The organism is Streptacidiphilus sp. MAP5-3, from assembly GCF_041262505.1.
In the GTDB taxonomy this organism is placed as follows: domain Bacteria; phylum Actinomycetota; class Actinomycetes; order Streptomycetales; family Streptomycetaceae; genus Streptacidiphilus.
In genome coordinates, this window is the sequence record NZ_JBGCCL010000001.1 from 323,077 (window position 1) to 345,395 (window position 22,319).

Here is a 22,319-nt window from a genome sequence, read left to right on the forward strand (position 1 = left end):
CCCGGAGAATTCCCAGGGAATTCCCAGGACAGCACCAGTCCGGAAAACGGCGCAGGGCACGGGAATTCACCCGTGCCCTGCGCTCCCCTCCTTGATTCCCCCCTGCTCCCGCCGCGGGCGGGAGCCGCTCTCACTGGTGTGCCGTCGGCTGCCCTGTCAGCACCTCCACCGCGGCCAGGCCGCAGACGCGCGCCGCGCCGTGGGTGGCGATGTGCAGCGCGCCGCGCGCGGAGGCCCGTGGGACACCCATCTCGACGACGGCGGTGTCCGGCCGGCCGGCGAGCACCCCGTCCAGCGCTCGCGACATCCACGCGTGCCGGTGCAGGTCGCGCACCACGACGACCAGCGGCCGTCCGGCCGACTCGCGCCGGATCCGTTCGACGAGCGCGGGCAGCAGCTCCGGCGTGGCGTCGTCCGGGCCGACGCTCTCGGCGTGCGTCCCCGGGAAGCGGGCGGCGAGCATCCCGGCCACGCCCCAGGGCGTCTGGTCGCCGACGGCGATGTTCGGCACCGGGCTGAACGAGAGCACGTACGGCCGCTCGGTCACCGGGGCGAAGCCCGCGCCCGGCTGCCGGGTCACCCGCAGCGCCCGCCGTGCCGCGCGCAGGCCGATGGCCAGGTCGGGCGCGAGCCGACCGCTGGCCGCCCCCTGCTCGGCGGTCCACTCCCCCAACTCCCGTACCCGGGCGGCGGCCTCGGCCAGGCGCTGCTCGGGCAGTTCGCCCTCGCGCACCGCGGCCACCAGCGCGTCGCGCAGGTGCAGCACGGTCTCCTCGTCGGCCAGCCCGCCGCCGACGCAGATCGCGTCCACGCCCGCGCCGACCGCCAGCACCGTGCCCCGGGCCACGCCGTAGGTGTCGGCGATGGCGCCCATCTCGATGCCGTCGGTGACGATCAGCCCCTGGTAGCCGAGGCCGCCGGCGGACGGCGCGAGGCGGAGCAGGTCGACCACCGCCCGGCTGAGCGTGGCCGGGCGATCGCCGTCCAGCGCCGGGACCATGATGTGAGCGGTCATCACGGCCTTGGCGCCGGCGGCGATCGCGGCCTTGAACGGGACCAGGTCGCGCGAGCGCAGCAGGTCCACGTCGATGTCCACCACCGGAAGGCCCAGGTGCGAGTCGACGGCGGTGTCCCCGTGCCCGGGGAAGTGCTTGGCGCAGGCGGCCACGCCGACGGACTGCAGCCCCTCCACCCACGCGGCGGTGTGCCGCGCGCACAGGTCCGGGTCGGCGCCGAAGGAGCGGACGCCGATGACCGGGTTGTCGGGGTTGGAGTTGACGTCCGCCGAGGGCGCCCAGTTGTAGTTGACGCCGCACTCGGCCAGCGCCCGGCCCAGCTCGCGGGCTACGTCCCGGGTCAGCGCCGGGTCGTCGACCGCGCCCAGGGCCAGGTTGCCCGGCCAGGACGAGCCGTTGCCGGCCTCCAGGCGGGTGACGTCGCCGCCCTCCTCGTCGATGGCGACCAGGACGTGCGGGTTCTCCCGGCGCAACTCGGCGGTGAGCGCCGCCAGTTGCTGCGGGTCGGTCACGTTGCGGGCGAACAGGGCCACCGAGCCGAGGCCCTCGCCGAGATGGCGTCGCAGCCAGTCCGGCGGCGTGGTCCCGACGAAGCCGGGCTGCAGCACCGTGAGCGCGTCGCGGTGCAGTCGGTCGTTCCGGTCCATCGTCCGGATCGATGATGGTTCGAGGATCCCCACGTCCACGTCAGCCCTTCACCGCGCCGGCCGTCAGGCCGCCGACGGCCCGACGCTGCATGATCATGAACAGCACCAGCACCGGCAGCGCGAACAGCGTCGAGGCCGCCATGGTGGCTCCCCAGTCGCTGCCGAACACGCTCTGGAACTGGGTCAGCCACAGGGGCAACGTGTAGTGGGCGGGGTCCTTGTTGAGCACCAGGACCAGCGGGAACTCGCCCCACGCGGTGATGAAGCCGAACAGCGAGGTGGCCATCAACCCCGGTGCCAGCAGCGGGAAGATGATCCGCCAGAAGGCGCCGAACCGGCTGCAGCCGTCGATCAGGGCCGACTCCTCCAGCTCCTTCGGGATCGCCGCGACGAAGTTGCGCAGCGTCCAGATCGTGAAGGGCAGCACCATCATCATGTAGAAGAGGAGCAGCGGGAGGATCTCGTTCAGCATGTTCGCGTCGCGGACGATCATGTAGATGGCGATCTGCATGACGGCCCAGGGGGCCATCTGCGCCACCATGATCATCAGGATGAACGCCTTGCGCCCGCGGAACCGCATCCGGGCCACGGCCACCGAGGCCAGCAGCGCGATCACCAGCGCCGCCAGCACCGCGCCGACGGTCGCGGTCAGGCTGTTGACCCAGTAGTCGCCGAAGAACTGCGCGTGCATCGCGGTGGTGAAGTGCGCCAGCGTGGGACTGGTGGGCACCCAGACCGGCGTGCTGCTGATGATCTGGTTGTTCGGCTTGAACGCCGTCGTGACCATCCAGTAGACGGGGAAGACGAACACGATGGCCAGCACCGACGCGAGGGCGTTGAAGGTGATCCGGCTGACGAGCGAGGACTTCACAGTTCGTCCTCCTGCTTCAGGATGATGCGGAAGTAGTACGACATCATCAGACAGAGCATGACGATGGTGACGACGGCCACCGCGGCGCCCATCCCGTAGGACTGTTGGCCGACGCCGACCAGGTAGGCGTAGACCGGCAGGGTGGCGGTGCTCCCCTGCGGCCCGCCACCGCTGATCGCCAGGACCTGCGGCAGTGCGCCGAAGATCCAGATGATCTCCAGGAAGGTGGTGGAGAGGAAGAACGGCTTGAGGATCGGGAAGATGACCGAGCGGAAGATCCGCCAGGCATCCGCGCCGTCGAGCCGGGCCGCCTCGTAGAGCTCGGTCGAGATGGTGGTCAGACCGGCATAGAGGTTGAACGCCACGAAGGGGATCGACTGCCAGACCAACAGCAGGGCGATCACGGTGAAGGCCGAGAACTGGCTGTTGAGCCAGTCGTAGTGGGCCATGCTCTTCCAGCCGAGCTGGGAGAGCAGCCAGTCGACGACGCCGTAGTTCTGGTCGAAGAGCCACTGGAAGACGGTGGTCCCGGCCAGCACCGGCATGGCCCAGGCGAAGACCAGGGCCAGCGAGAGCACGAACCGCATCTTGCTGCCGAGGCGGTTGAGCAGCAGGCCGACCAGGCTGCCCAGCACCATGATCAGGAAGACGTTGACGGCGGTGAACAGGACCGACCGCTCGACCGAGTGCCAGAAGTCCGAACTGCTGAGGATCGTCTGGTAGTTCTGGAAGCCGTTCCACTCGGTGACGTGCTGGATCAGCTCGAACGCGTTGAGCCGCTGGAACGAGATGAGGATCTCGCGGATCGCCGGGTAGACCAGGAAGATCGCGGTCGCCGCCAGCGCCGGGAGCAGCAGCAGGTACGGGGTGATCCCGTCGTTGCCGGTGTCTCTCCGCTTCCCGCCGAACTTCCCGCCGAACTTCCCGCCGAACCGGGGCCGGAACCTGCCCGCGGTTCCGTTCCCTCCGGTCCCTCGTGCCTGGCCGCCGGAGTGCTCCGGCGACCCGGCCGCGGTCCCTCCGTCGTCCCGGAGCTGAGCCGGCGCTCCCTTGGATGGCATGGCGATCTGTCTCACCTTCGTCAGGCTCTACTGGTTCAGCGGGCGGAGCTGTCCGCCCGGCCGAGACCGGGCGGACAGCTCCAGGAGGTGCTACTGCTGCTGGTTCAGACGCGAGGCGATCTGCGCGTCCGCAGCGGAGGCGGCGGAGGCCGGGTCCTTGCCCTCGAGGATCGGGGTCAGGAAGAGCGTGGTGATCGGGTTCGGCGTGTTCTCCACGTTCGCCCAGGTCGGGACGAGCGGGGTGTAACCGGCGTACGGCGCGGCCTTCTCGTAGGCCTCGGCGTAGGCGTTGCCCGCCAGGGCGGCGTAGTCGGCCTGGTTGTTCGGCAGGAAGCCGGAGTCCTTGGCGAACATGGACTCGTTCTTGTCGCTGAGGGCGACCTTGAGGAAGCTCTCGGCCAGCGTCTTGTTCTGGCTGTTCTGCGAGATGGCCAGGTTGGAGCCGCCCATGAAGGTCTTGGCCGGCTGGGACGCGCTGGCGCCCGGGATCGGGAACCAGCCGATCTGGGAGGCCAGTGCCGGGCTGTCCTTGGTGACGGTCGCCGCCTCGTAGCCCATGGCGATCATGGCGCCCACGTTGCCCTTGGCGAAGACGTCGGCCTGGGCCGGGTGCGCCTCGTCCTGGTCCTTGGGAGCGCTGCCGAAGGACTGGAGCTGCTTGAACTGGTTGGCCGCCTGCAGTGCCTGCGGGCTGTTCAGGCCGCCGGTCCAGGAGGAGCCGCCCTGGGTGGCGATGGTGGCGCCGGCGTCCTGAAGGAAGCCGTCGAAGGCGTACCAGTCCTGGCCGGGCAGCCACATCGCGGAGGAGACGCCCGCGGTGGACTTCAGCTTGGTCAGGTCGGCGATGAAGTCGGTCATCGTGGTCGGGGTGGAGGTGATCCCGGCCTTGGCCCACAGCGCCTTGTTGTACATGACCGCGCGCCCACCGGCGTACCACGGGGCGGCGTACTGCTTGCCCTGGTACAGCGTGGAGTTGGTGAACGACTGGGTCCAGTTGTCACCGCCGATGGAGGACTTGACCGAGGTCAGGTCCATCAGGCCACCACTGGCCGCGTAGAACGGGGTCTGGGTGTTGCCGATGTCGATGACGTCCGGCGGGGTGCTCTCCGAGAGGGCGGTGGTGACCTTCTGGGTGATGCCGTCCCACTGCTGGACGACGATGTTGAGCTTGGCGCCGGGGTTGGCGGCCTTGAAGTCCGCGGTGACGCTGCTGACCCAGTCGGGCGGGTTGTCACCCGTCATCAGCCAGACGGTGAGAGTCTTTCCACTCGCGGCGCTGCTCGAGCCGCCGCTCCCAGAGGAGTTGGAGCTGGAGCTACATGCGGCCACCGTGGCCAGCACGGCCGCGGTCCCTATTGCGGCGATAAGTCGACGGTTCACGCCATCCTCCTGGGATGCCCGGATTGTCCCCCATCCGTTCCGGTACGACTCCCTGCACGGAGCAGGTCGAGGGCGCCGCTTCCCAGCGATGGGTCGGGGGTTGTTGATTGGTCGCTGTGTGGTTTAGACCAGTGCCTGGAGCTTGGCCTAGACCAAAGATGACTGTCAACGGGTTGCCACGAGAAGAACGGGAGCCGTTACCAAGCCGACACCAGCCATGCCCCGCGGCGTGATCGATTGGTACACCCACTGACCTGGACCGGTCGGGCCCGCCCGAATCGAGGGTCTTGCCAAGAACGGCGTTTGAGGTCTAGACCATGCTGGTACACCTGGCCTGGACCAATCCGCGCGGGAGACCCCACTCCCCCGAGGGAACGGGCTCGCACGCCAGGTGCCGCGCATGCCCTCGCCGGGGCGGACGTGTCACCATGAGTGCCGCACGCGCGGCGACCACAGCGCCACACGGACCATCAGACACACCAACAGGGGACAGGAAGCAGGAGCGGTGATGACGACCGATGGAGGCCAGGGGACGGCCTCGGCGGAGGAGGCCCAGGCGGGGGCGTCCACCGCTCGCGTCCCGAAGTACTACCGCCTCAAGCGCCACCTGCTGCAGATCACCCAGACGCAGGCGCCCGGCACGCCGGTCCCGCCGGAGCGGACGCTCGCGCTGGAGTTCGAGACCTCGCGGACCACCGTCCGCCAGGCGCTGCAGGAGCTGGTGGTCGAGGGGCGGCTGGAGCGGATCCAGGGCAAGGGCACCTTCGTCGCCAAGCCCAAGGTCTCCCAGGCGCTGCAGCTCACCTCCTACACCGAGGACATGCGCGCCCAGGGCCTGGAGCCCACCTCCCGGTTGCTGGAGGTCGGCTACGTCACCGCCGACGACCGGCTGGCCGAGCTGCTGGACATCCGCCCCGGCGGCCGGGTGCTCCGGGTGGAGCGTCTGCGCCTGGCCAACGGCGACCCGATGGCCATCGAGACCGCGCACCTCAGTGCCAAGCGGTTCCCCGCGCTGCGGCGGAACCTGGTCAAGTACAACTCGCTCTACACCGCGCTCGGCGAGGTCTACGGCGTCCACGTGGCCGAGGCCGAGGAGACCATCGAGACCTCCCTGGCCACCCCGCGCGAGGCGGGCGTCCTCGGCACGGACGTCGGCCTGCCGATGCTGCTGCTCTCCCGCCACTCCTTCGACGCGGACGGCGAACCGGTCGAATGGGTCCGCTCCGTCTACCGCGGCGACCGCTACAAGTTCACCGCCCGCCTCCGCCGCCCCGAGGCCTGAACGGCCACTCTCTGCTCGAGAGGCAGTTGCAACCCCAGGGACGCGGGACTCTGGGTGTTGCACCCTCCCGCACTGGTGACGTGAGCGCGGCGAGGGTCTAGATTCCCTTGGTCAACAGATCGTCAAAGTTGCCAGGGGGAGCCACCGTCCATGCCCGAATCCGACACCGCAACAACCCTGCCGCTCGTCACACCCGTCAGGGTGACCTGCGCCGTCCTGCTCGTCGCGCCCTTCGTCGCGCTGCTCTGGGTCAGCTCCTATTCACGGCTGACTCCCGCCTTCATCGGGATCCCCTTCTTCTACTGGTACCAACTCCTCTGGGTGATCCTCTCCGCGCTGCTGACCGGCGTCGCCTATGTCCTGTTCACCCGTGAGGAGAAGCGCCGCAAGGCCGAGGCGAAGGCAGGTGCCGCCAAGTGAAGACCAACTGGACCTCGTTGACGGTCTTTCTGCTGTTCTTCGTGCTCGTCACCGCCGTCGGCTTCGTGGCCGCCCGCTGGCGCCGCGCACAGGACGCGAACCACCTGGACGAGTGGGGCCTGGGTGGGCGCGGCTTCGGAACCGTGGTCAGCTGGTTCCTGCTCGGTGGCGACCTGTACACCGCGTACACCTTCATCGCCGTTCCCGCGCTGGTCTACGGCGTCGGCGCGGCCGGCTTCTACGCCGTGCCGTACACGATCATCGCCTGGCCGCTGGTCTTCCTCTTCCTGCCCCGGCTCTGGTCGGTGGCGCGCAGCAAGGGCTACGTCACCCTGGCCGACTTCGCGCGCGGACGCTACGGCAGCAGGAGCGTCGCGCTCGCTGTCGCGGTGACCGGGATCGTCGCGACCATGCCCTACATCGCGCTGCAACTGGTGGGCATCCAGGCGGTCCTGACGACCATGCACGTCGGCGGCAGCAGCGGCTGGAGCAAGGACCTGCCGCTGCTGATCGCGTTCGCCGTGCTGGCCGCGTACACCTACAGCTCCGGTCTGCGGGCGCCCGCGCTGATCGCGTTCGTCAAGGACACTCTGATCTACATCGTGGTGCTGGTCGCGATCATCTACATCCCGATCCGGCTGGGCGGTTACGGCCACATCTTCCACGACGCCGCCACCGCGCTCTCCGCCAAGAACCCGACCACCGGCAAGCCGCGGGGCAGCCTGGTCTCCGGGCCGTCCGCGCAGTGGACCTACGCCACCCTCGCGCTCGGCTCGGCGATGGCGCTGTTCATGTACCCGCACTCGGCGACGGGCGTGCTGGCCGCCAAGAACCGGCTCACGGTGCGCCGCAACCTGGCCATCCTGCCCGCCTACTCGCTGATGCTGGGCCTGCTGCTGATGCTGGGCTTCATGGCCATCTCGGCGGGCGTCGGCAAGGGCGTGACCGGCTACGACAAGAACCTGGCCATCCCGCAGCTGTTCCAGCAGATGTTCCCGAGCTGGTTCGCGGGGGTCGCCTTCGCCGCGATCGGGATCGGGGCGCTGGTCCCGGCCGCGATCATGTCGATCGCCGCCGCCAACCTGTTCACCAGGAACATCTACAAGGAGTTCCTCAAGCCGAGCGCGACCCCGGCCCAGGAGGCCAAGGTCGCCAAGCTGGTCTCGCTGGTGGTGAAGTTCGGCGCACTGGCCTTCGTCCTCACCCTGGACCAGTCGTTCTCGGTCAACTACCAGCTGTTGGGCGGGATCTGGATCCTCCAGACGTTCCCGGCCATTGTCGGCGGGCTGTTCACCCGGTGGTTCCACCGCTGGGGGCTGCTGGCCGGCTGGGCCATCGGCATGGCCTACAGCACCTACGAGACCTGGGGCATCCCCGCCGCCGGCAAGCCCGGCTCGCACTTCGGCGGCAACACCGTGAACATCCCGGGCATCGGGCAGATGGGCTACATCGGCCTGATCGCGCTGGTGCTCAACCTGGCCGTCGCGGTCGTGCTGACCGTCGGGCTGCGGCTGGTCAAGTCGCCCGAGGGCGTCGACGAGACGGTCCCGGCCGACTACGTCGCCGACGTGGACGACACGGAGCACTCCGAACCGGTGATCGCCCCCGTCACCACCTGATGCGCCCTTAGAACGGGCCGCGCACTCCCGCACACTGGGGGCGCGGCCCGTTCTGCATTCCCGCGGCGGGCCAGTCGATCCCCAGGGGGCCCGACGTGGCACTGACCCAGCACTATCCGAAGGCGCAGCGGACGGCTCCGCGCCGGCTCTTCCCGGGGCTGCCGGGGCCGCTGACGCTCACCGCCGTCCGGCACGGCCAGAGCACCGCCAACGCCGCCTTCCAGGCCGCGGAGGCGGTCGGCGCCCTGGACGTCGGCATCACGTGCCGGGACGCGGACCTCTCGCTCACCACGCTGGGCCGCGCGGAGGCCCGCGCCCTCGGCCGCTGGCTGGCCACCCGCTCGGAGGACGGCGTCCCGCAGAGCCTGTGGGTCTCCCCGTACCTGCGCACCCAGGAGACCGCCGAGCTGGTCGTCGAGGAGCTGGACCGGGCCGGGCTGCCGCTCCCGGAGATCTGCACCGACGAGCGGCTCCGCGACCGCGAGCTGGGCGTGCTGGAGATGCTGACCTCGGCCGCGATCGAGCTGCGCCACCCGCAGGAGGCCGCCCGCCGCCGCCTGCTCGGCGAACTGCGCTGGCGCCCGCCCGGCGGCGAGTCCCTCACCGACGTGGCCCAGCGCCTGCGCAGCGCGCTCCGCGACCTCTACGAGGGGGAGAGCAACCGCCGGGTCCTGGTCGTCGCCCACGACGCGGTGGTCATCCTGCTCCGCCACGTCATCGACGACCTCCAGGAGGGCGAGCTCCAGGAGCTGACCGAGGGCGGCGCGGTCCGCAACACCTCGGTCACCCGCTGGATCCGCGACGCCAAGGGCGCCCTCGCCCTGGACTGCTGGAACGAGCGCCCCCACCTGGAGGGTTAGGCGTGCGGGTCAGGTGTTCTGACTGACCCGCGAGGCAGTCGGGGTCACCGGGAGTGCCTGCTGGTCACCCGGAAGTAGAGCGGGTCGGTGACCCCGACCGGCCAGGCCTGCGTCGTCGTGCCGGACGGCGCGCCCTTGGCGGGCTTGGTCTGGAGCGGCGCGTAGGCGACCGCCAGGGAGAGCCAGTCCCCCGTCGGCGCGCTGCGGGTCAGCCGCATCCGCAGCGTCAGCGCCGCCGTGGCACCGGGCCGGAGGCTCAGTCCGTTGCGCGGGCCCACCTCGCCCGCGAGCTCGCCGAGCGCGGCGTCGACCCCGACCGCCCGCCACCGTCCGGCGAGCCAGGTCTCCAGCCGCAGCGCGTCGACGCGCAGCGTGCGGGACCGCGCGCCGTAGACGAGCACCGGCTTGAGCTGCCCGCAGGCCGCCCGGGTGCGGTTGTGCAGCGTCAGCCGCAGCGTCGACCAACCCGCGCCGCGCACGTAACCGCGGTGGACCCCGGTCAGCGTGACCGCGATCGGGTTGGGCTGCGCCGCCCCTGCGCAGATCGGGGCGGTCTTGGCGGCTATGGTCTCCTTGCCCGCCGTCGCCGCGTTCGCCTGCGTCGTCGTCCCCGCCAGCAACGCGGCCGCGGTCATGACGGGGAGACAACCGAGTATCAGGGCGCGGCTGCTGCGCCCTTTCGCATCACGCTTCGCTTGGTACATCACTCAACGAACATGGCACGTCACCCTCTGCCGCGCCGCTCGGCGCACCCCCGCACGGAGCAACCGGGGAGAGGTCAGGCAGACTTCAAGGATGAGCATCATCGTCCGCCCCGCCCTGCCCGACGAGTACGACGCCGCAGGTCACCTCGTTGCCGAGGCCTTCATCCACGACGGTCACACCGAGCGGGACGGCGACTACGCCAAGCTGCTGCGCGATCCGGGCGACCGGGCCGAGAAGGCGGAGTTGCTCGTCGCGGTGGACGAGGAGACGGGCGCGGTCCTCGGCTCGGTGACCTTCGCCCCGCCCGGCTCCCCCTACGCGGACCTGGCGCAGGGTCAGGAGGGCGAGTTCCGGATGCTGGCCGTCTCCCCGGACCCGGCCGCCCGCGGACGCGGCATCGGCGAGCTGATGGTCCGTGCCGTGATCGACCGCGCCCGGGAGCTCGGACTGCCCCGGATCGTCATGTCATCACAACAGCAGATGGCTTTCGCGCACCGGATATACGGGCGTCTCGGCTTCGTCCGGACCCCCGAACGCGACTGGTCGCCGATCCCCGGCATGGTCCTCTTCACCTACGCACTGGAGCTGTCCGGCTCGCCTGCGTGATGCCCGCAGGCAGGAGCCGCGACGCCTCAGCCGGTGCCCGGAGTGCGCCGCAGCAGTGCTCCAGCGGGGCAGCCGAGTGATCGAACGGTTACTCGAACGAATCACGCCGCGACACAACATCTGGTGGTGCGTGACGCACCTGCCCCTAGATGTATGCTCATGCTCGCTGTCGAAGCAGGGGAACCCGGTGCGATTCCGGGACTGCCCCGCAACGGTGAGCGGCTGCCGATCCGGCCTGTCCGCGAGTCCGATGACCTGCCGTCAGCGCGTCCTCGGCCTGCCCGGCCGCGGGCGCTGCAACCGGGCCTCGTGGGTGGGCCGACGGGCTGCTTCGCGCTGCTCTGCTCCCGCCTGCCTTCTCACGCGACCCGTGCCTCAGCCACCGGCCGCCAACGAGGAGCGTGCGCGTACATGACGGACATCGCCGTCCCCACCCTGCCCCAGCCCACCCGTGAGCCCGACGCCCGTGGTGGCGCCGCCGACGCTCCCGGCACCGCGCTGCTGGTCACGCTCACCGAGCGGTCCGCAGACCTGACCCAGGTCGACCCGGGCCGCGTCGCCGCCGCCGCGCTGCGTGGCCGCAGCGCCCAGGCCGACTACGCGGAGCTGCGCGGGCTGGCCATCGAGGCCGCCGCCGCGCTGATCGCCGAGGACCCGCAGTACTCACGTCTGGCGGCCCGGCTGCTGGCCGAGGAGGTCCGCGAGGAGGCGGCTGGTCAGGGCTCGTCCTGCTTCGCCGAGTCCGTGGCCGTCGGCCACCGCGAGGGTCTGATCGGCGACACCACCGCCGCCTTCGTCGCCGCGCACGCCGACGCACTGGACGCCGTCGTCGACCAGCAGGCCGACGACCGCTTCGAGTACTTCGGCCTGCGCACGCTCTACTCCCGCTACCTGCTGCGCCACCCGATCACCCGTCAGGTGATCGAGACGCCGCAGCAGTTCATGCTGCGGGTGGCGTGCGGGCTGGAGGTCGGGGGCAACGAGAAGTCGGTGGCCGAGGTCGCCGAGCTGTACGGGCTGATGAGCCGCCTGGAGTACCTGCCCAGCTCGCCGACGCTGTTCAACTCCGGCACCCGGCACCCGCAGATGTCCTCCTGCTACCTGCTGGACTCGCCGCTGGACGAGCTGGACTCGATCTACAGCCGCTACGCGCAGATCGCCCGGCTCTCCAAGCACGCGGGCGGCATCGGTCTGTCCTACTCCCGGATCCGCTCGCGCGGCTCGCTGATCCGCGGCACCAACGGCCAGTCCAACGGCATCGTCCCGTTCCTGCGCACCCTCGACTCCTCCGTCGCCGCGGTCAACCAGGGCGGTCGCCGCAAGGGCGCGGCCTGCGTCTACCTGGAGACCTGGCACGCCGACATCGAGGAGTTCCTGGAGCTCCGCGACAACACCGGTGAGGAGGCGCGCCGCACGCACAACCTCAACCTGGCGCACTGGATCCCGGACGAGTTCATGCGCCGCGTCGAGACCGACGGCGACTGGTCGCTCTTCTCCCCCGGCGACGTCCCCGAGCTGGTCGACCTGTGGGGCGCCGAGTTCGACGCCGCCTACGTCAAGGCCGAGCAGGACGGCAAGGCCGTCCGCAGCATCCCGGCCCGGACCCTGTACGCGCGGATGATGCGCACCCTGGCCCAGACCGGCAACGGCTGGATGACCTTCAAGGACGCCTCCAACCGCGCCGCCAACCAGACCGCGCTGCCCGGCCGCACGGTCCACTCCTCGAACCTCTGCACCGAGATCCTGGAGATCACGGACGACTCCGAGACGGCCGTCTGCAACCTGGGTTCGGTCAACCTCGGGGCGCACGTGCTGCCGAACGGCGAGATCGACTGGGAGCGCCTGGACGCCACCGTGCGCACCGCGGTGACCTTCCTGGACCGGGTCATCGACATCAACTTCTACCCGACCCCCGAGGCGGGCACGTCCAACTCCCGCTGGCGCCCGGTGGGTCTGGGCATGATGGGCCTGCAGGACGTCTTCTTCAAGCTCCGCCTGGACTTCGACTCCGCCGAGGCCAAGGCGCTCTCGACGAAGCTCTCCGAGCGGATCATGCTGGCCGCCTACGAGACCAGCTGCGAGCTGGCCGAGCGCTTCGGCCGGCACGCCGCCTACGAGGAGACCCGCGCCGCCCGCGGCAAGCTGCACATCGACCACTTCGACGTGGCCCCTGCCTGGCCGGAGCGCTGGGACGCACTGCGCGCCCGCATCGCCGAGACCGGCCTGCGCAACGCCCTGCTGCTGGCCATCGCGCCGACCGCGACCATCGCCTCCATCGCCGGCGTCTACGAGTGCATCGAGCCGCAGGTCTCCAACCTCTTCAAGCGGGAGACCCTCTCCGGCGAGTTCCTCCAGGTCAACCCGTACCTGGTGGCCGACCTGAAGAACCTCGCCCTCTGGAATGCGATCACCCGCGAGGAACTGCGCGAGGGCAACGGCTCCGCCCAGGAGATCACCGACCTGCCGGAGGACTACAAGCGCCTCTACCGCACCGCCTGGGAGCTCCCGCAGCGCGCGCTGATCGACCTGGCCGCCGCCCGCATGCCGTACCTGGACCAGAGCCAGTCCCTCAACCTCTTCATGGCCGCGCCCACCATCGGCAAGCTCAGCTCGATGTACGCGTACGCCTGGAAGGTCGGCCTGAAGACCACGTACTACCTGCGCTCCCGCCCGGCGACCCGGATCGCCCGCGCGGCCACCGCCCAGGCGGTGCAGGAGACGGAAGCCGTCGCCTGCTCCCTGGAGAACCCTGAGTCCTGCGAGGCCTGCCAGTAATGACCAGCACCGCCGACACGAGCACCACCCAGAAGAAGAACATCCTCGACCCGGGCTTCGAGCTGACGCTCCGCCCGATGCGCTACCCGGACTTCTACGAGCACTACCGGAACGCGATCAAGAACACCTGGACCGTGGAGGAGGTCGACCTCCACTCCGACGTCGCCGACCTGGCCAAGCTCAGTGCCGGTGAGCGTCACATGATCGGCCGGCTGGTCGCGTTCTTCGCGACGGGCGACTCGATCGTGTCCAACAACCTGGTGCTGACGCTGTACAAGCACATCAACTCCCCGGAGGCGCGGCTCTACCTCTCGCGCCAGCTCTTCGAGGAGGCCGTGCACGTCCAGTTCTACCTGACCCTGCTGGACACGTACCTGCCCGACCCGGAGGACCGCACGGCGGCCTTCGCGGCGGTGGAGAACATCCCGTCCATCCGCGAGAAGGCGCAGTTCTGCTTCCGCTGGATGGACAGCGTCGAGAAGATCGACCGGTTGGAGTCCAAGGAGGACCGCCGCCGGTTCCTGCTCAACCTGATCTGCTTCGCGGCGTGCATCGAGGGCCTGTTCTTCTACGGCGCCTTCGCGTACGTCTACTGGTTCCGCAGCCGCGGCCTGCTGCACGGTCTGGCGACCGGCACCAACTGGGTCTTCCGCGACGAGTCCATGCACATGGACTTCGCCTTCCAGGTCGTCGACACGGTCCGGGCCGAGGAGCCCGACCTGTGGGACGAGGAGATGGGCGAGCGGGTGACCGCGATGCTGGAGGAGGCCGTCGAGGCCGAGCTCCAGTTCGCCGGCGACCTGTGCGGTGAGGGCCTGCCCGGCATGAACACGGACTCCATGCGGGAGTACCTGCAGTGCGTCGCCGACCAGCGCCTGGCCCGCCTGGGCCTGCCGGTCCGCTACGGCTCGGAGAACCCGTTCGCGTTCATGGAGCTGCAGAACGTCCAGGAGCTGACCAACTTCTTCGAGCGCCGGGTCTCCGCGTACCAGATGGCCGTCGAGGGCTCGGTCTCCTTCGACGACGACTTCTAGTCACCCGGCTGGTCACAACCGAGGGCGTTCACCCACGCGGGTGAACGCCCTCCGTTCCGTCATGCTGTCACTCGTTCGGAACGACCTCGTACCGCGGCGTCAGCTCCGCCATCTGCCGCAGCGCGTCCTTGCGGTCCCGCTTGGAGAGCCGGTCGATGTAGAGGTACCCGTTCAGGTGATCCGTCTCGTGCTGCAGGCAGCGCGCGAAGAAGCCGGTGCCCTCCACGACGACGTCCTTGCCGTCCTTGTCCTGGCCGCGCACGACGGCGAAGTCCGGCCGCGGCAGCTCGGCGTACGCGCCGGGCACGGAGAGGCAGCCCTCGTTGCCGTCGTCGAGGTTCCGCTGCGCCGGGTCCAGGTCGTCCAGCACCGGGTTCACCAGGACGCCGATGTGACGCACGTTGTCGTCGTCCGGGCAGTCGTAGACGAAGACCCGCTGTGCCACGCCGATCTGGTTGGCGGCGAGGCCGACACCCTCGGCGGCGTACATGCTCACGAACATGTCGTCGATCAGCGCCTGCAGCTCCGGCCCGAACTCCGTCACCGTGGCACACGGGTGATGCAGGACCGGGTTCCCGACCACCGTGATCGCCCGCACGGTCCCGCGCGAGGTGTCCGGCTCCTCACCGACGACCTGCTGCGGCTCGGCGGCTTCCAACTGCTGTTCCGACATGCTCTCGCCTTCAACTCTGCTCAGCTACTCGCTCAAAGGGTAACCACCTCAGGGGCGCGAGGAACTGCGCGAGGCACTGCGCGAGCAACCACCCACGCACCTGGCAGGCCGAACGTGCCGGACCATCCGCCCAGGGTGGTTTCGGACAAAGCCCCTCAGCAGACCTCTTCCAGGTCCCGGTACGCCCGCCGCGCAGGCGACTGCGCCACCCACCGGTCGAGCAGCTGCTCGACCAGCCCGGCCGGAGCGGCGACGCCGCATTCGCGTTCGGGGACCCACAGTTCCCCCTGCGCGTGGTGGCTCAGCCGTCCCAGCGGGCCGTCGTCGTGGGGGTCGTGGGCGCCGCTGTGGCCGTCGTCCGAGGCCATCCGGCTCTCACTGCAGGCCCGGCAGAGCAGCCGCACCGAGGAGGTCCAGTCCTCCGCCGCGTAGCCGGCCTCGGAGACGATCCGCTCCAGCGCGTCACGGTCACTCTCGGTGCTCGCCTGCAGCAGCACCACATGCGTCGGCACGGGTGAGGGCGCCCACAGTTCGATCTCGTCGAAGACCGGGTAGGGAACCCCGTCCGCGACCCGCTCGCCGTGCGGCGAGCCGTCGTGCAGCACGACCTCGCCCCATCTGCGGCCGGAGGACGGCAGCGGGATGCTCAGCACCTCGACGCGTGCCGGGTCCAGGCGTCTGCCCCAGACGACCTCGGACTCGCCCTCCGGCGACAGTCTGACCGGCGTCATGCCGTAGTCGATCCGGACCGGACCGTCGCCGGGCGGGACGCGCAGGCCGTACGCCTGCCACGCGCGGCGGGCCAGCGCCCAGTCCTGGAGCGCGGTCGCTGCGATGCCCAGGTTCCACCAGTCCGGCGCGCCGGTACCGGTGCCACGGTCCAGCAGCGCCACGGCGCGCAGACCGGCCGCGCGGGCCTGGTCCCAGTCCCGGCGGAACTTGTGCAGCAATGCCAGGTTGAACCAGGAGTCGGACAACCACGGCTCCAGGTCCGTCGCCCGGACCAGGAGTGCTCCCGCGTCGTCGAGCCGACCGTCACCGATGAGCGTGAAGGCGCGGTCGGTGGTCTGCCGCCAGGTGGCGGACGGCCTCTGCCGTGCTCGATTGAAGATCTTCACCTCAGCCTGCCGCTTGTCGGTCCCCTGCACTGTCGCGTGCACATGTGGCGTTGCTTCATCCATAGGTCGACACATGGACCCGCAAGGCCCTGCATCAGCATCCAACCATGAGCGCACCCTCGCTCGCTGCCTACCCAGGCATCCTTTGGCAAACACGGGCCAATGCCTCGACCACACGGGGTTCGTACTCCTGCGCGGTCTCCTCCCGCAACTGCACGAGCACCTCCTCGCGCCGGGCCGGTCCCGGGTCGTCGCACGCCAGGTCGTCGAAGGCGTTGGCAACGCGGACAATGCGCGCGGCAAGCGGGACATCACCGTCCCGGGTGCCGTCCGGACGACGGTAGGGCTCGGCCAGCCGGGCCACGATCTCGGCGACTTCGGGCGGAACGCCGGTCCTGCGGATCACCTCGCTGCCCAACTGCCCGATCCGCCGCTGCTCCGCCCGCGAGAGCAGGGCCGTCGCGCCGCCGGGAATCGGGTCCACCAACGAGAGTTGGCCGATGTCGTGCATCAGCGCCGCGTACTCGAGCAGCAGCAGTTCGCCTTCGGTCAGCGCGAGTTCACGTCCGACCCGGCAGGCCAACAGGGTGACGCGCTGCGCGTGGCCCGGCAGGGTGTATCCGGCGACCTCGGTGGCGCGGGCCAGGCTCGCGATGGTCTGCCGCTGGGTTGCCCGGATCGCGGCATAGCGGCGGAAACCCGCCTGGGTCAGCAGCAGCGGCACGGAGAAGAGCGGCAGCGCCCAGAGCCCGATCTCTCCTGCCGCGATGGCGATCACGACACCGGTCGCGACTATCGCCGAGCCGATCCGCAGCAGCGCGCAGCACTCGTCGCGCAAGGCGTGCGCGAATCGCGCGCCGGAGTGCGACCCGGCCAACAGCGCCGCCAACCCCATGTCGGTCAGCGCCGCGACCCCGGCGCACAACGCGAGATAGGCGCCGTTGGCCGGACCGTGCTCCAAGCCGTACCGCAGCAGCACCCCCCGGTTGTAGAAGGGCTGGAACAGCAGCGCGGCCACCCCGACCGAGAGCACCCGCCGGGCCACCGAGTCCCAGCACGGCTGCCGCCCCCGCGCCACCCTCGGCACCATGCCGACCATCGCCGCACCCGTGGTCACCACCACGACCTGCGCCACCCCGTGATGCGTCCGCTCCCCCGCCAGCGCGCCGAGCAGCGCGTACGCCAGCGCAGCCGCCGCGCCGAGCGGTGCCTGCACCCGGTCGCCCGGCAGCGTCGTCCGCAACAGCTCGCCGACCGCCACCAACGTCCCGAAGCCCAGGGCGATCCACGCCTCGACGAAGCCGTAGACCGCGAGCCAGACGCCCGACGCGAGGACGAGCAGCACCGCGGCGGCGTAGACGGCCACGACCCGACGCGGCAGTCGGCCGACCCGCGCCGCATCGACGGTGGCCGGCGCACCGGCGCCCCCGCTGCGCCGACCGCTCCTGCCGCGCGTCGACACGGCCTGCTGCATCGGCACAGCCGGTCTGCGCACCTCCCACTCCTGCGCCAGGCCCCCCCGTGCCAGGGCCCGATCACGACGACTCAACGCGCCACCCTGGTGGCCGCGTTCTTCACCCCGGCGGCACCCGCGCCCGAGGCACCGGCCCCGGCCGGACGCCTCGGCTCGCGGATGCCGAGCGGCACGTCCGGGGCGTCCTCGTCGGCCGCCGTCGGAGCCGCCGGCTGCCAGCCGTGGCGACGCACCGCACGCACCAGCGCCTCCACCATCACCGGGTCGAACTGGCTCCCGGCGCACCGCTCCAGCTCCACCACCGCCTCGGTGACCGGCCGACCGCGCCGGTACGACCGGGTGGACGTCATCGAGTCGAAGGCGTCCGCCACCGCGATCACGCGGGCGAACTCCGGGATCTCCTCCCCCGCCAGGCCGGTCGGGTAGCCGCGCCCGTCCATCCGCTCGTGGTGGTGCAGGATGCCCTCGCGCGCCTCGCCCAGGAAGCCGATGCCGCGCACCATCTCGTGCCCGAAGGTCGGGTGCAGCTGCACCGCCTCGTGCTCGTCGTCGGTCAGCGGACCGTTCTTGCGCAGCACCCGCGTCGGCACGCCCAACTTGCCGATGTCGTGCAGGATCCCGGCCACCCGCAGCGAGGCGACACGCTCCTCCGCCATCCGCAGCTCCCGCGCCATCAGCACCGACGCGCGGCTGACGCGCTCGCTGTGGCCCCGGGTGTACTCGTCCTTGATCTCCACCGCCTGCACCAACGCGCTGACCGTCGCCTGGTGCGCGGCCTCCTCCTGCTGGAACTGGGCGTAGACCCACGAGGACACCGTCAGCGGCAGCAGCACGAGCACGGCAGCCAGGCCGCCGTAGGAGCTCCAGAGGACGGCCATCATCAGCCCGATCAGCCCGTACCCCAGGCAGGGCAGCAGCGATCGGAGCAGCGCTCCGCGCCACACCGTGTAGGGGTCCGCCCGCTCCGCGGCGACCCTGATCCCGCCGACCAGCAGCGCCGTCACCACGCAGAACGCCAGCGCGGCGAGCAGCGTCGGCCCCAGCACCTCAGGGAACTGACGCCGGGTCAGCTCACTGCTGCCACCGGTCGCATCGAACACCTCGGCCGCCGCGCAGGCGGCCAGCGCCAACTGCGCCGCGTTCCAGGCACGCCGCAGCGCACGCGGCGGCTCGGCGGGCGCGAGCACCGCGCCCAGCACCGGCACAAGCGCCGCCGCCCCGGGCCGCAGCAGGGTCGCTGCCGCGAGCAGCACCGGGAAGAACGCGGTCCATCGCGTCTGCGTCTCCACCCCGCCTGCGGCGCTGAGCGCCTGACGCCGCACCAGCCACTCGCACGCGACGTACAGCGCGGCCAGCACGAGCACCTGGCTCCACGGGCTGCCGCCCACCCCGAGCTCCAGCGGGCAGACCAGCGCCGCCGTGATCACCGCGACCGCGTAGCAGCGCCCCACGAGCCCCAGAGGTTCCCCGCCCCCGCCCGCAGTCGAGCCCGCGATCTCCGCATCCGCCACCGACTCCGACTCCGCTCCGCCTTCGCCAGGTCCGGGCCTCAGTTCATCGCACAGCGCCCGCACAGGGGCAGACGTTCCACGAAAAACTCCACGATCGGGTGACTGGATACCCCTGGGCCTCCGGTTTGAAGCACGCGATGCGGCACGTTTTCTTCACACCGGGGAGGGGCCAGTTTTTCGCTTCCGCAGGGAGTTGCAATCGCACGGGGCGTGGGGCTCCGCCGAGCGGAACCCCACGCCCCTGAACAGTGCGATTACTCCTGCGCGGTCGGGCGGGCGAGCAACTCGCCCTCCACCGGCAGCCCCGCACGGATCCGCTCGATCCGCGCCAGCACCTTGCCGCGGAGATCCGCCGGCGCGGTGTCACAACCGCAGGACCGCTTCACCAGGGCCTTGATCGCCTGCTCCAGACCGTACTTGTCGAGGCAGGGCGAGCACTCGTCCAAGTGCTCGCGCAGTCGGGCGCAGTCGCCCTCGCCCATCTCGTTGTCGAGGTACTCGTAGAGGTGGTCGAGTACGTCGTCGCACGAAGTGTCGTGGTGGTTGCCGCAGCTCATGAGTCCGCGCCTTTCCGGTCATCCCCCGCACCGCTCCCGGCCGGGACCAACCCGCGGTCACGGGCGTAGTCCTCCAGCAGCGACCGCAGTTGGCGGCGTCCGCGGTGGAGGCGGGACATCACCGTTCCGATGGGTGTCCCCATGATGTCGGCAATCTCCTTGTACGCGAAGCCCTCGACGTCCGCGAGATACACCGCGATCCGGAACTCCTCCGGGATCGCCTGCAGGGCTTCCTTCACGTCGCTGTCCGGGAGGTGGTCCAGCGCCTGCGTCTCCGCCGAGCGCAGGCCGGTCGACATGTGCGACTCGGCCCGTGCCAGCTGCCAGTCCTCGATCTCGTCCGCACCGGTGCGCTGCGGCTCGCGCTGCTTCTTCCGGTAGGAGTTGATGAACGTGTTGGTCAGGATGCGGTACAGCCAGGCCTTGAGGTTGGTGCCCTCACGGAACTGGTGGAACGAGGCGAACGCCTTCGCGAACGTCTCCTGCAGCAGGTCCTCCGCGTCCGCGGGGTTGCGGGTCATCCGCAACGCAGCGGAGTACAGCTGGTCCAGGTATGCCAAGGCGTCCCGTTCGAAGCGCTGCACGCGCTCCGTCTCGGTCTCCTCGGTGTCCTTCGCGGCGACCGGACCCACCTCCTCGGCGCTGAATGGCTTGCTCGCCAAGGAGACTATCGGGCTCGGAGAGGAATCGCCCGCGACGGGCCACGCGGCCCAGCCAAGGAACGACTCCGCCGCGTCCTCCGGGCGGGCCTGGCATGCGGCTGCGACCATGAGCTGCCTTCCACTGACGTGTTCGATCCTGACAGTGGCGACAACCAGCGGGCCCGGCTGTTCATTCCCCGACCGGACCTCACGTCGTCAGCGGGTCCCGCCCTCGGAGGAGCGTCCTCGGAGGTGCCTCCTCAGAAGAGCGTTCCGGCCTCCTCCGGCTCGGGTTCGACCCGCTCCAGCAGTTCGGGGGCGTTGTTGCGGAAGTTGCCGACCGCCGGGCCGATCGGACGGAGCTCCATCAGTCCCGGAGCCGGTGGTGCCAGCAGCGCGGCGAGTTCGTCCTCTTCGGTGAGCGACCGGTCCAGCCAGTCGTCCCAGCGGTCGCGCGGCAGGATCAGCGGCATCCGCGGATGGACGTGCGCCAGCTCCTCCTCCGCGGCGACGGTGATGACCGTGCAGGTGGTGAGCCAGGCCGCCGGGTCGTCCTCGGGGATGTTCCGGTCCCGCCAGAACTCGTAGAGCCCGGCGAAGGCGACCTCCGCGCCGTCCTTCGGTGTCACGTAGTACGGCTGCTTCTTCGGTGCCTTCTCCCCGGGGCGCTTCTCGGGGGTGTGCCACTCGAAGTAGCCGTCGGCGGGGAGCAGGCAGCGACGGGTGCTGAAGGCGCGGCGGTAGGCGGGCTTCTCGTGGACGGTCTCGCTGCGCGCGTTGAACATCTTCACGCCGACGCCCGGCTCCTTGGCCCAGGACGGCACCAGGCCCCAGCGCAGCACCCGCAACTGCCGGACCGGGTCCGGCCCCTGCTCGCGTATCGGCCGCTCCAGGACCGCGAGGACGTCCTTGGTCGGCGCGACGTTGTAGTCCGCCGCGAGGGTCTCCTTCGGGTCCCACGAGGCGACCTCGAAGAGCTCGACCAGGTCCTCGGGCTTACGACTCGACGCGTACCGTCCGCACATGTGTCCCACCTTGCCAGGTCGACGCTCCCGGCCGGGGACCGGTCCCAACCGCCGGACCGCCACCGGCTGCCCAGCAACCGGTACCCGCCGCCCGGTTCCCGGTACACCGCCCGAACCGGGAACTGGTCGCGCGGCGTCCCCTTGTGCGAGGCTGCACGCCTCGCTCGGAGCCTTGTTCGGTGCGTCGTTCGGCGCCGCGGTCCATGGCCCGCCGTCCCCGTCCCCGTGTCCCCCGGAGTGCAGTCCGCATGCAGCCCCACAGCATCAGCCAGGTCTGGGACCAGCTGACCGGCACCCAGGCCCTGCCCAGCGGAGCCGTGATCTGGGCCACGGCCGCCGTCGCCCTGCTCGCCGTGGGCTGGCGGATGGTGTGGCAACTGAGCCGCAACGTGGTCACCATCGCTCACGAGGGCGGCCACGCCCTGGTCGCGCTGCTGATGCGGCGTCGGCTGCACGGCATCCGGCTGCACTCCGACACCAGCGGCCTGACCGTCTCCTCCGGCAAGCCGCACGGCCCCGGCATGGTGCTGACCGCTGCCGCCGGATACGTCGCGCCCTCGCTGCTGGGCCTGGGCGGGGCGTGGATGCTCGCGGCCGGACACACCACGGGCCTGCTCTGGGCGGTCGTGGCGCTGCTGCTCTGCGTGCTGATCGAGGTGCGCAACGCCTACGGCGTGCTGACGGTGCTGCTGACCGGCGGGCTCTGCTTCGCCGTCTCCTGGTTCGGCAGCGCGCAGCTGCAGGGCGCGTTCGCCTATCTCTGTGTCTGGTTCCTGCTGCTGGCGGGCGTGCGGCCGGTGCTGGAGCTGCAGACCAAGCGCGCCCGTGGCCAGGCCCGTGACTCGGACGCGGACCAGCTGGCCCGGCTCACCCGCCTGCCCGGCCTGTTCTGGGTCGGCGTCTTCCTCGCGGTCTCCCTCGGCTCCCTGCTCGTCGGTGCCCGCTGGCTGATTCCCTGAACCAACCCGGGCCGGCCCATCAGCCCGGCCCATCGACCGAACCCGTCGGCCCAGCCCGCCGTTCTGAACCGAACCGGGCGCGGAC

The 22,319-nt window shown here is 70.6% G+C and carries 20 protein-coding genes and 1 riboswitch; of the genes, 8 read left to right on the plus strand and 12 right to left on the minus strand.

The annotated features are described in order from the left end of the window. Positions 1-130 precede the first annotated feature (130 nt). From ABH928_RS01420 to ABH928_RS01435, 4 genes are all read right to left on the minus strand, one after another. Entirely contained in the window at positions 131-1,663 is a 1,533-nt protein-coding gene (locus ABH928_RS01420; RefSeq protein ID WP_370060986.1) for a glycoside hydrolase family 3 protein, read from the minus strand. Positions 1,664-1,703: 40 nt separating this feature from the next. Next, positions 1,704-2,534, minus strand: a complete 831-nt coding sequence (locus tag ABH928_RS01425) for a carbohydrate ABC transporter permease (RefSeq protein WP_370060988.1) — start codon at positions 2,532-2,534, stop codon at positions 1,704-1,706. Beyond that, a complete protein-coding gene (locus ABH928_RS01430) occupies positions 2,531-3,595 on the minus strand; it encodes a carbohydrate ABC transporter permease (RefSeq protein WP_370060990.1) in 1,065 nt (354 codons plus the stop codon). Before ABH928_RS01430 ends, ABH928_RS01425 begins: the two co-directional genes overlap by 4 nt. Positions 3,596-3,685: 90 nt before the next feature. Further along, entirely contained in the window at positions 3,686-4,936 is a 1,251-nt protein-coding gene (locus ABH928_RS01435; protein ID WP_370060992.1) for an extracellular solute-binding protein, read from the minus strand. Between the two features lie 547 nt (positions 4,937-5,483). On the opposite strand from ABH928_RS01435, the gene ABH928_RS01440 reads away from it, so the two are divergent. The 4 genes from ABH928_RS01440 (at position 5,484) to ABH928_RS01455 (ending at position 9,156) form a co-directional block, all read left to right on the plus strand. Further along, the gene (locus ABH928_RS01440; protein WP_196192732.1) at positions 5,484-6,257 is read left to right on the plus strand and encodes a GntR family transcriptional regulator; all 774 of its coding nucleotides are present in this window, start codon (positions 5,484-5,486) and stop codon (positions 6,255-6,257) included. Between the two features lie 150 nt (positions 6,258-6,407). After that, positions 6,408-6,677: a DUF3311 domain-containing protein gene (locus ABH928_RS01445; protein ID WP_370060995.1), complete on the plus strand. Its 270-nt coding sequence runs from the start codon at positions 6,408-6,410 to the stop codon at positions 6,675-6,677. Then, the gene (gene mctP / locus ABH928_RS01450; RefSeq protein ID WP_370060997.1) at positions 6,674-8,296 is read left to right on the plus strand and encodes a monocarboxylate uptake permease MctP; all 1,623 of its coding nucleotides are present in this window, start codon (positions 6,674-6,676) and stop codon (positions 8,294-8,296) included. Before ABH928_RS01445 ends, mctP begins: the two co-directional genes overlap by 4 nt. Positions 8,297-8,391: 95 nt before the next feature. Continuing rightward, positions 8,392-9,156 (plus strand): histidine phosphatase family protein, encoded by a 765-nt coding sequence (locus tag ABH928_RS01455; RefSeq protein WP_370061000.1) that lies wholly within the window; start codon positions 8,392-8,394, stop codon positions 9,154-9,156. Positions 9,157-9,200: 44 nt separating this feature from the next. Here the strand turns inward: ABH928_RS01455 and ABH928_RS01460 are convergent, their stop codons facing one another. Next, the gene (locus ABH928_RS01460; protein WP_370061002.1) at positions 9,201-9,791 is read right to left on the minus strand and encodes a hypothetical protein; all 591 of its coding nucleotides are present in this window, start codon (positions 9,789-9,791) and stop codon (positions 9,201-9,203) included. Between the two features lie 160 nt (positions 9,792-9,951). On the opposite strand from ABH928_RS01460, the gene ABH928_RS01465 reads away from it, so the two are divergent. The 3 genes from ABH928_RS01465 (at position 9,952) to ABH928_RS01475 (ending at position 14,276) form a co-directional block, all read left to right on the plus strand. Then, positions 9,952-10,467, plus strand: a complete 516-nt coding sequence (locus tag ABH928_RS01465) for a GNAT family N-acetyltransferase (protein WP_370061004.1) — start codon at positions 9,952-9,954, stop codon at positions 10,465-10,467. 143 nt (positions 10,468-10,610) lie between these two features. Then, positions 10,611-10,745, plus strand: a riboswitch (cobalamin riboswitch). Between the two features lie 133 nt (positions 10,746-10,878). Further along, entirely contained in the window at positions 10,879-13,242 is a 2,364-nt protein-coding gene (locus ABH928_RS01470; RefSeq protein ID WP_370061006.1) for a ribonucleoside-diphosphate reductase subunit alpha, read from the plus strand. Beyond that, positions 13,242-14,276 (plus strand): ribonucleotide-diphosphate reductase subunit beta, encoded by a 1,035-nt coding sequence (locus ABH928_RS01475; RefSeq protein ID WP_370061008.1) that lies wholly within the window; start codon positions 13,242-13,244, stop codon positions 14,274-14,276. The genes ABH928_RS01470 and ABH928_RS01475 overlap by 1 nt, the downstream gene beginning before the upstream one ends. Before the next feature lie 67 nt (positions 14,277-14,343). Here ABH928_RS01475 and def read toward each other — a convergent pair whose 3' ends face one another. The 7 genes from def to ABH928_RS01510 all read right to left on the minus strand — a co-directional run bounded on the left by def (position 14,344) and on the right by ABH928_RS01510 (position 21,275). Continuing rightward, positions 14,344-14,949 (minus strand): peptide deformylase, encoded by a 606-nt coding sequence (gene def, locus ABH928_RS01480; protein ID WP_370061010.1) that lies wholly within the window; start codon positions 14,947-14,949, stop codon positions 14,344-14,346. A 155-nt stretch (positions 14,950-15,104) separates the two neighbouring features. Next, on the minus strand, positions 15,105-16,067 hold the full coding sequence (locus ABH928_RS01485) for a tetratricopeptide repeat protein (RefSeq protein ID WP_370061012.1): 963 nt from the start codon (positions 16,065-16,067) through the stop codon (positions 15,105-15,107). 130 nt (positions 16,068-16,197) lie between these two features. After that, on the minus strand, positions 16,198-17,562 hold the full coding sequence (locus ABH928_RS01490) for an HD-GYP domain-containing protein (protein ID WP_370061014.1): 1,365 nt from the start codon (positions 17,560-17,562) through the stop codon (positions 16,198-16,200). 50 nt (positions 17,563-17,612) lie between these two features. Continuing rightward, the gene (locus ABH928_RS01495; RefSeq protein WP_370061855.1) at positions 17,613-19,001 is read right to left on the minus strand and encodes an HD-GYP domain-containing protein; all 1,389 of its coding nucleotides are present in this window, start codon (positions 18,999-19,001) and stop codon (positions 17,613-17,615) included. 305 nt (positions 19,002-19,306) lie between these two features. After that, positions 19,307-19,609 carry a mycothiol system anti-sigma-R factor gene (rsrA, locus tag ABH928_RS01500; RefSeq protein ID WP_370061016.1) on the minus strand — a complete coding sequence of 101 codons (303 nt, stop codon included), beginning with the start codon at positions 19,607-19,609 and terminating at the stop codon, positions 19,307-19,309. Further along, a complete protein-coding gene (locus tag ABH928_RS01505; RefSeq protein WP_370061019.1) occupies positions 19,606-20,379 on the minus strand; it encodes a sigma-70 family RNA polymerase sigma factor in 774 nt (257 codons plus the stop codon). Before ABH928_RS01505 ends, rsrA begins: the two co-directional genes overlap by 4 nt. Positions 20,380-20,510: 131 nt before the next feature. Further along, a complete protein-coding gene (locus tag ABH928_RS01510) occupies positions 20,511-21,275 on the minus strand; it encodes an SOS response-associated peptidase (RefSeq protein ID WP_370061021.1) in 765 nt (254 codons plus the stop codon). A gap of 248 nt (positions 21,276-21,523) precedes the next feature. On the opposite strand from ABH928_RS01510, the gene ABH928_RS01515 reads away from it, so the two are divergent. Next, positions 21,524-22,234 carry a M50 family metallopeptidase gene (locus ABH928_RS01515; RefSeq protein WP_370061023.1) on the plus strand — a complete coding sequence of 237 codons (711 nt, stop codon included), beginning with the start codon at positions 21,524-21,526 and terminating at the stop codon, positions 22,232-22,234. The last annotated feature ends 85 nt before the right edge of the window (positions 22,235-22,319 follow it).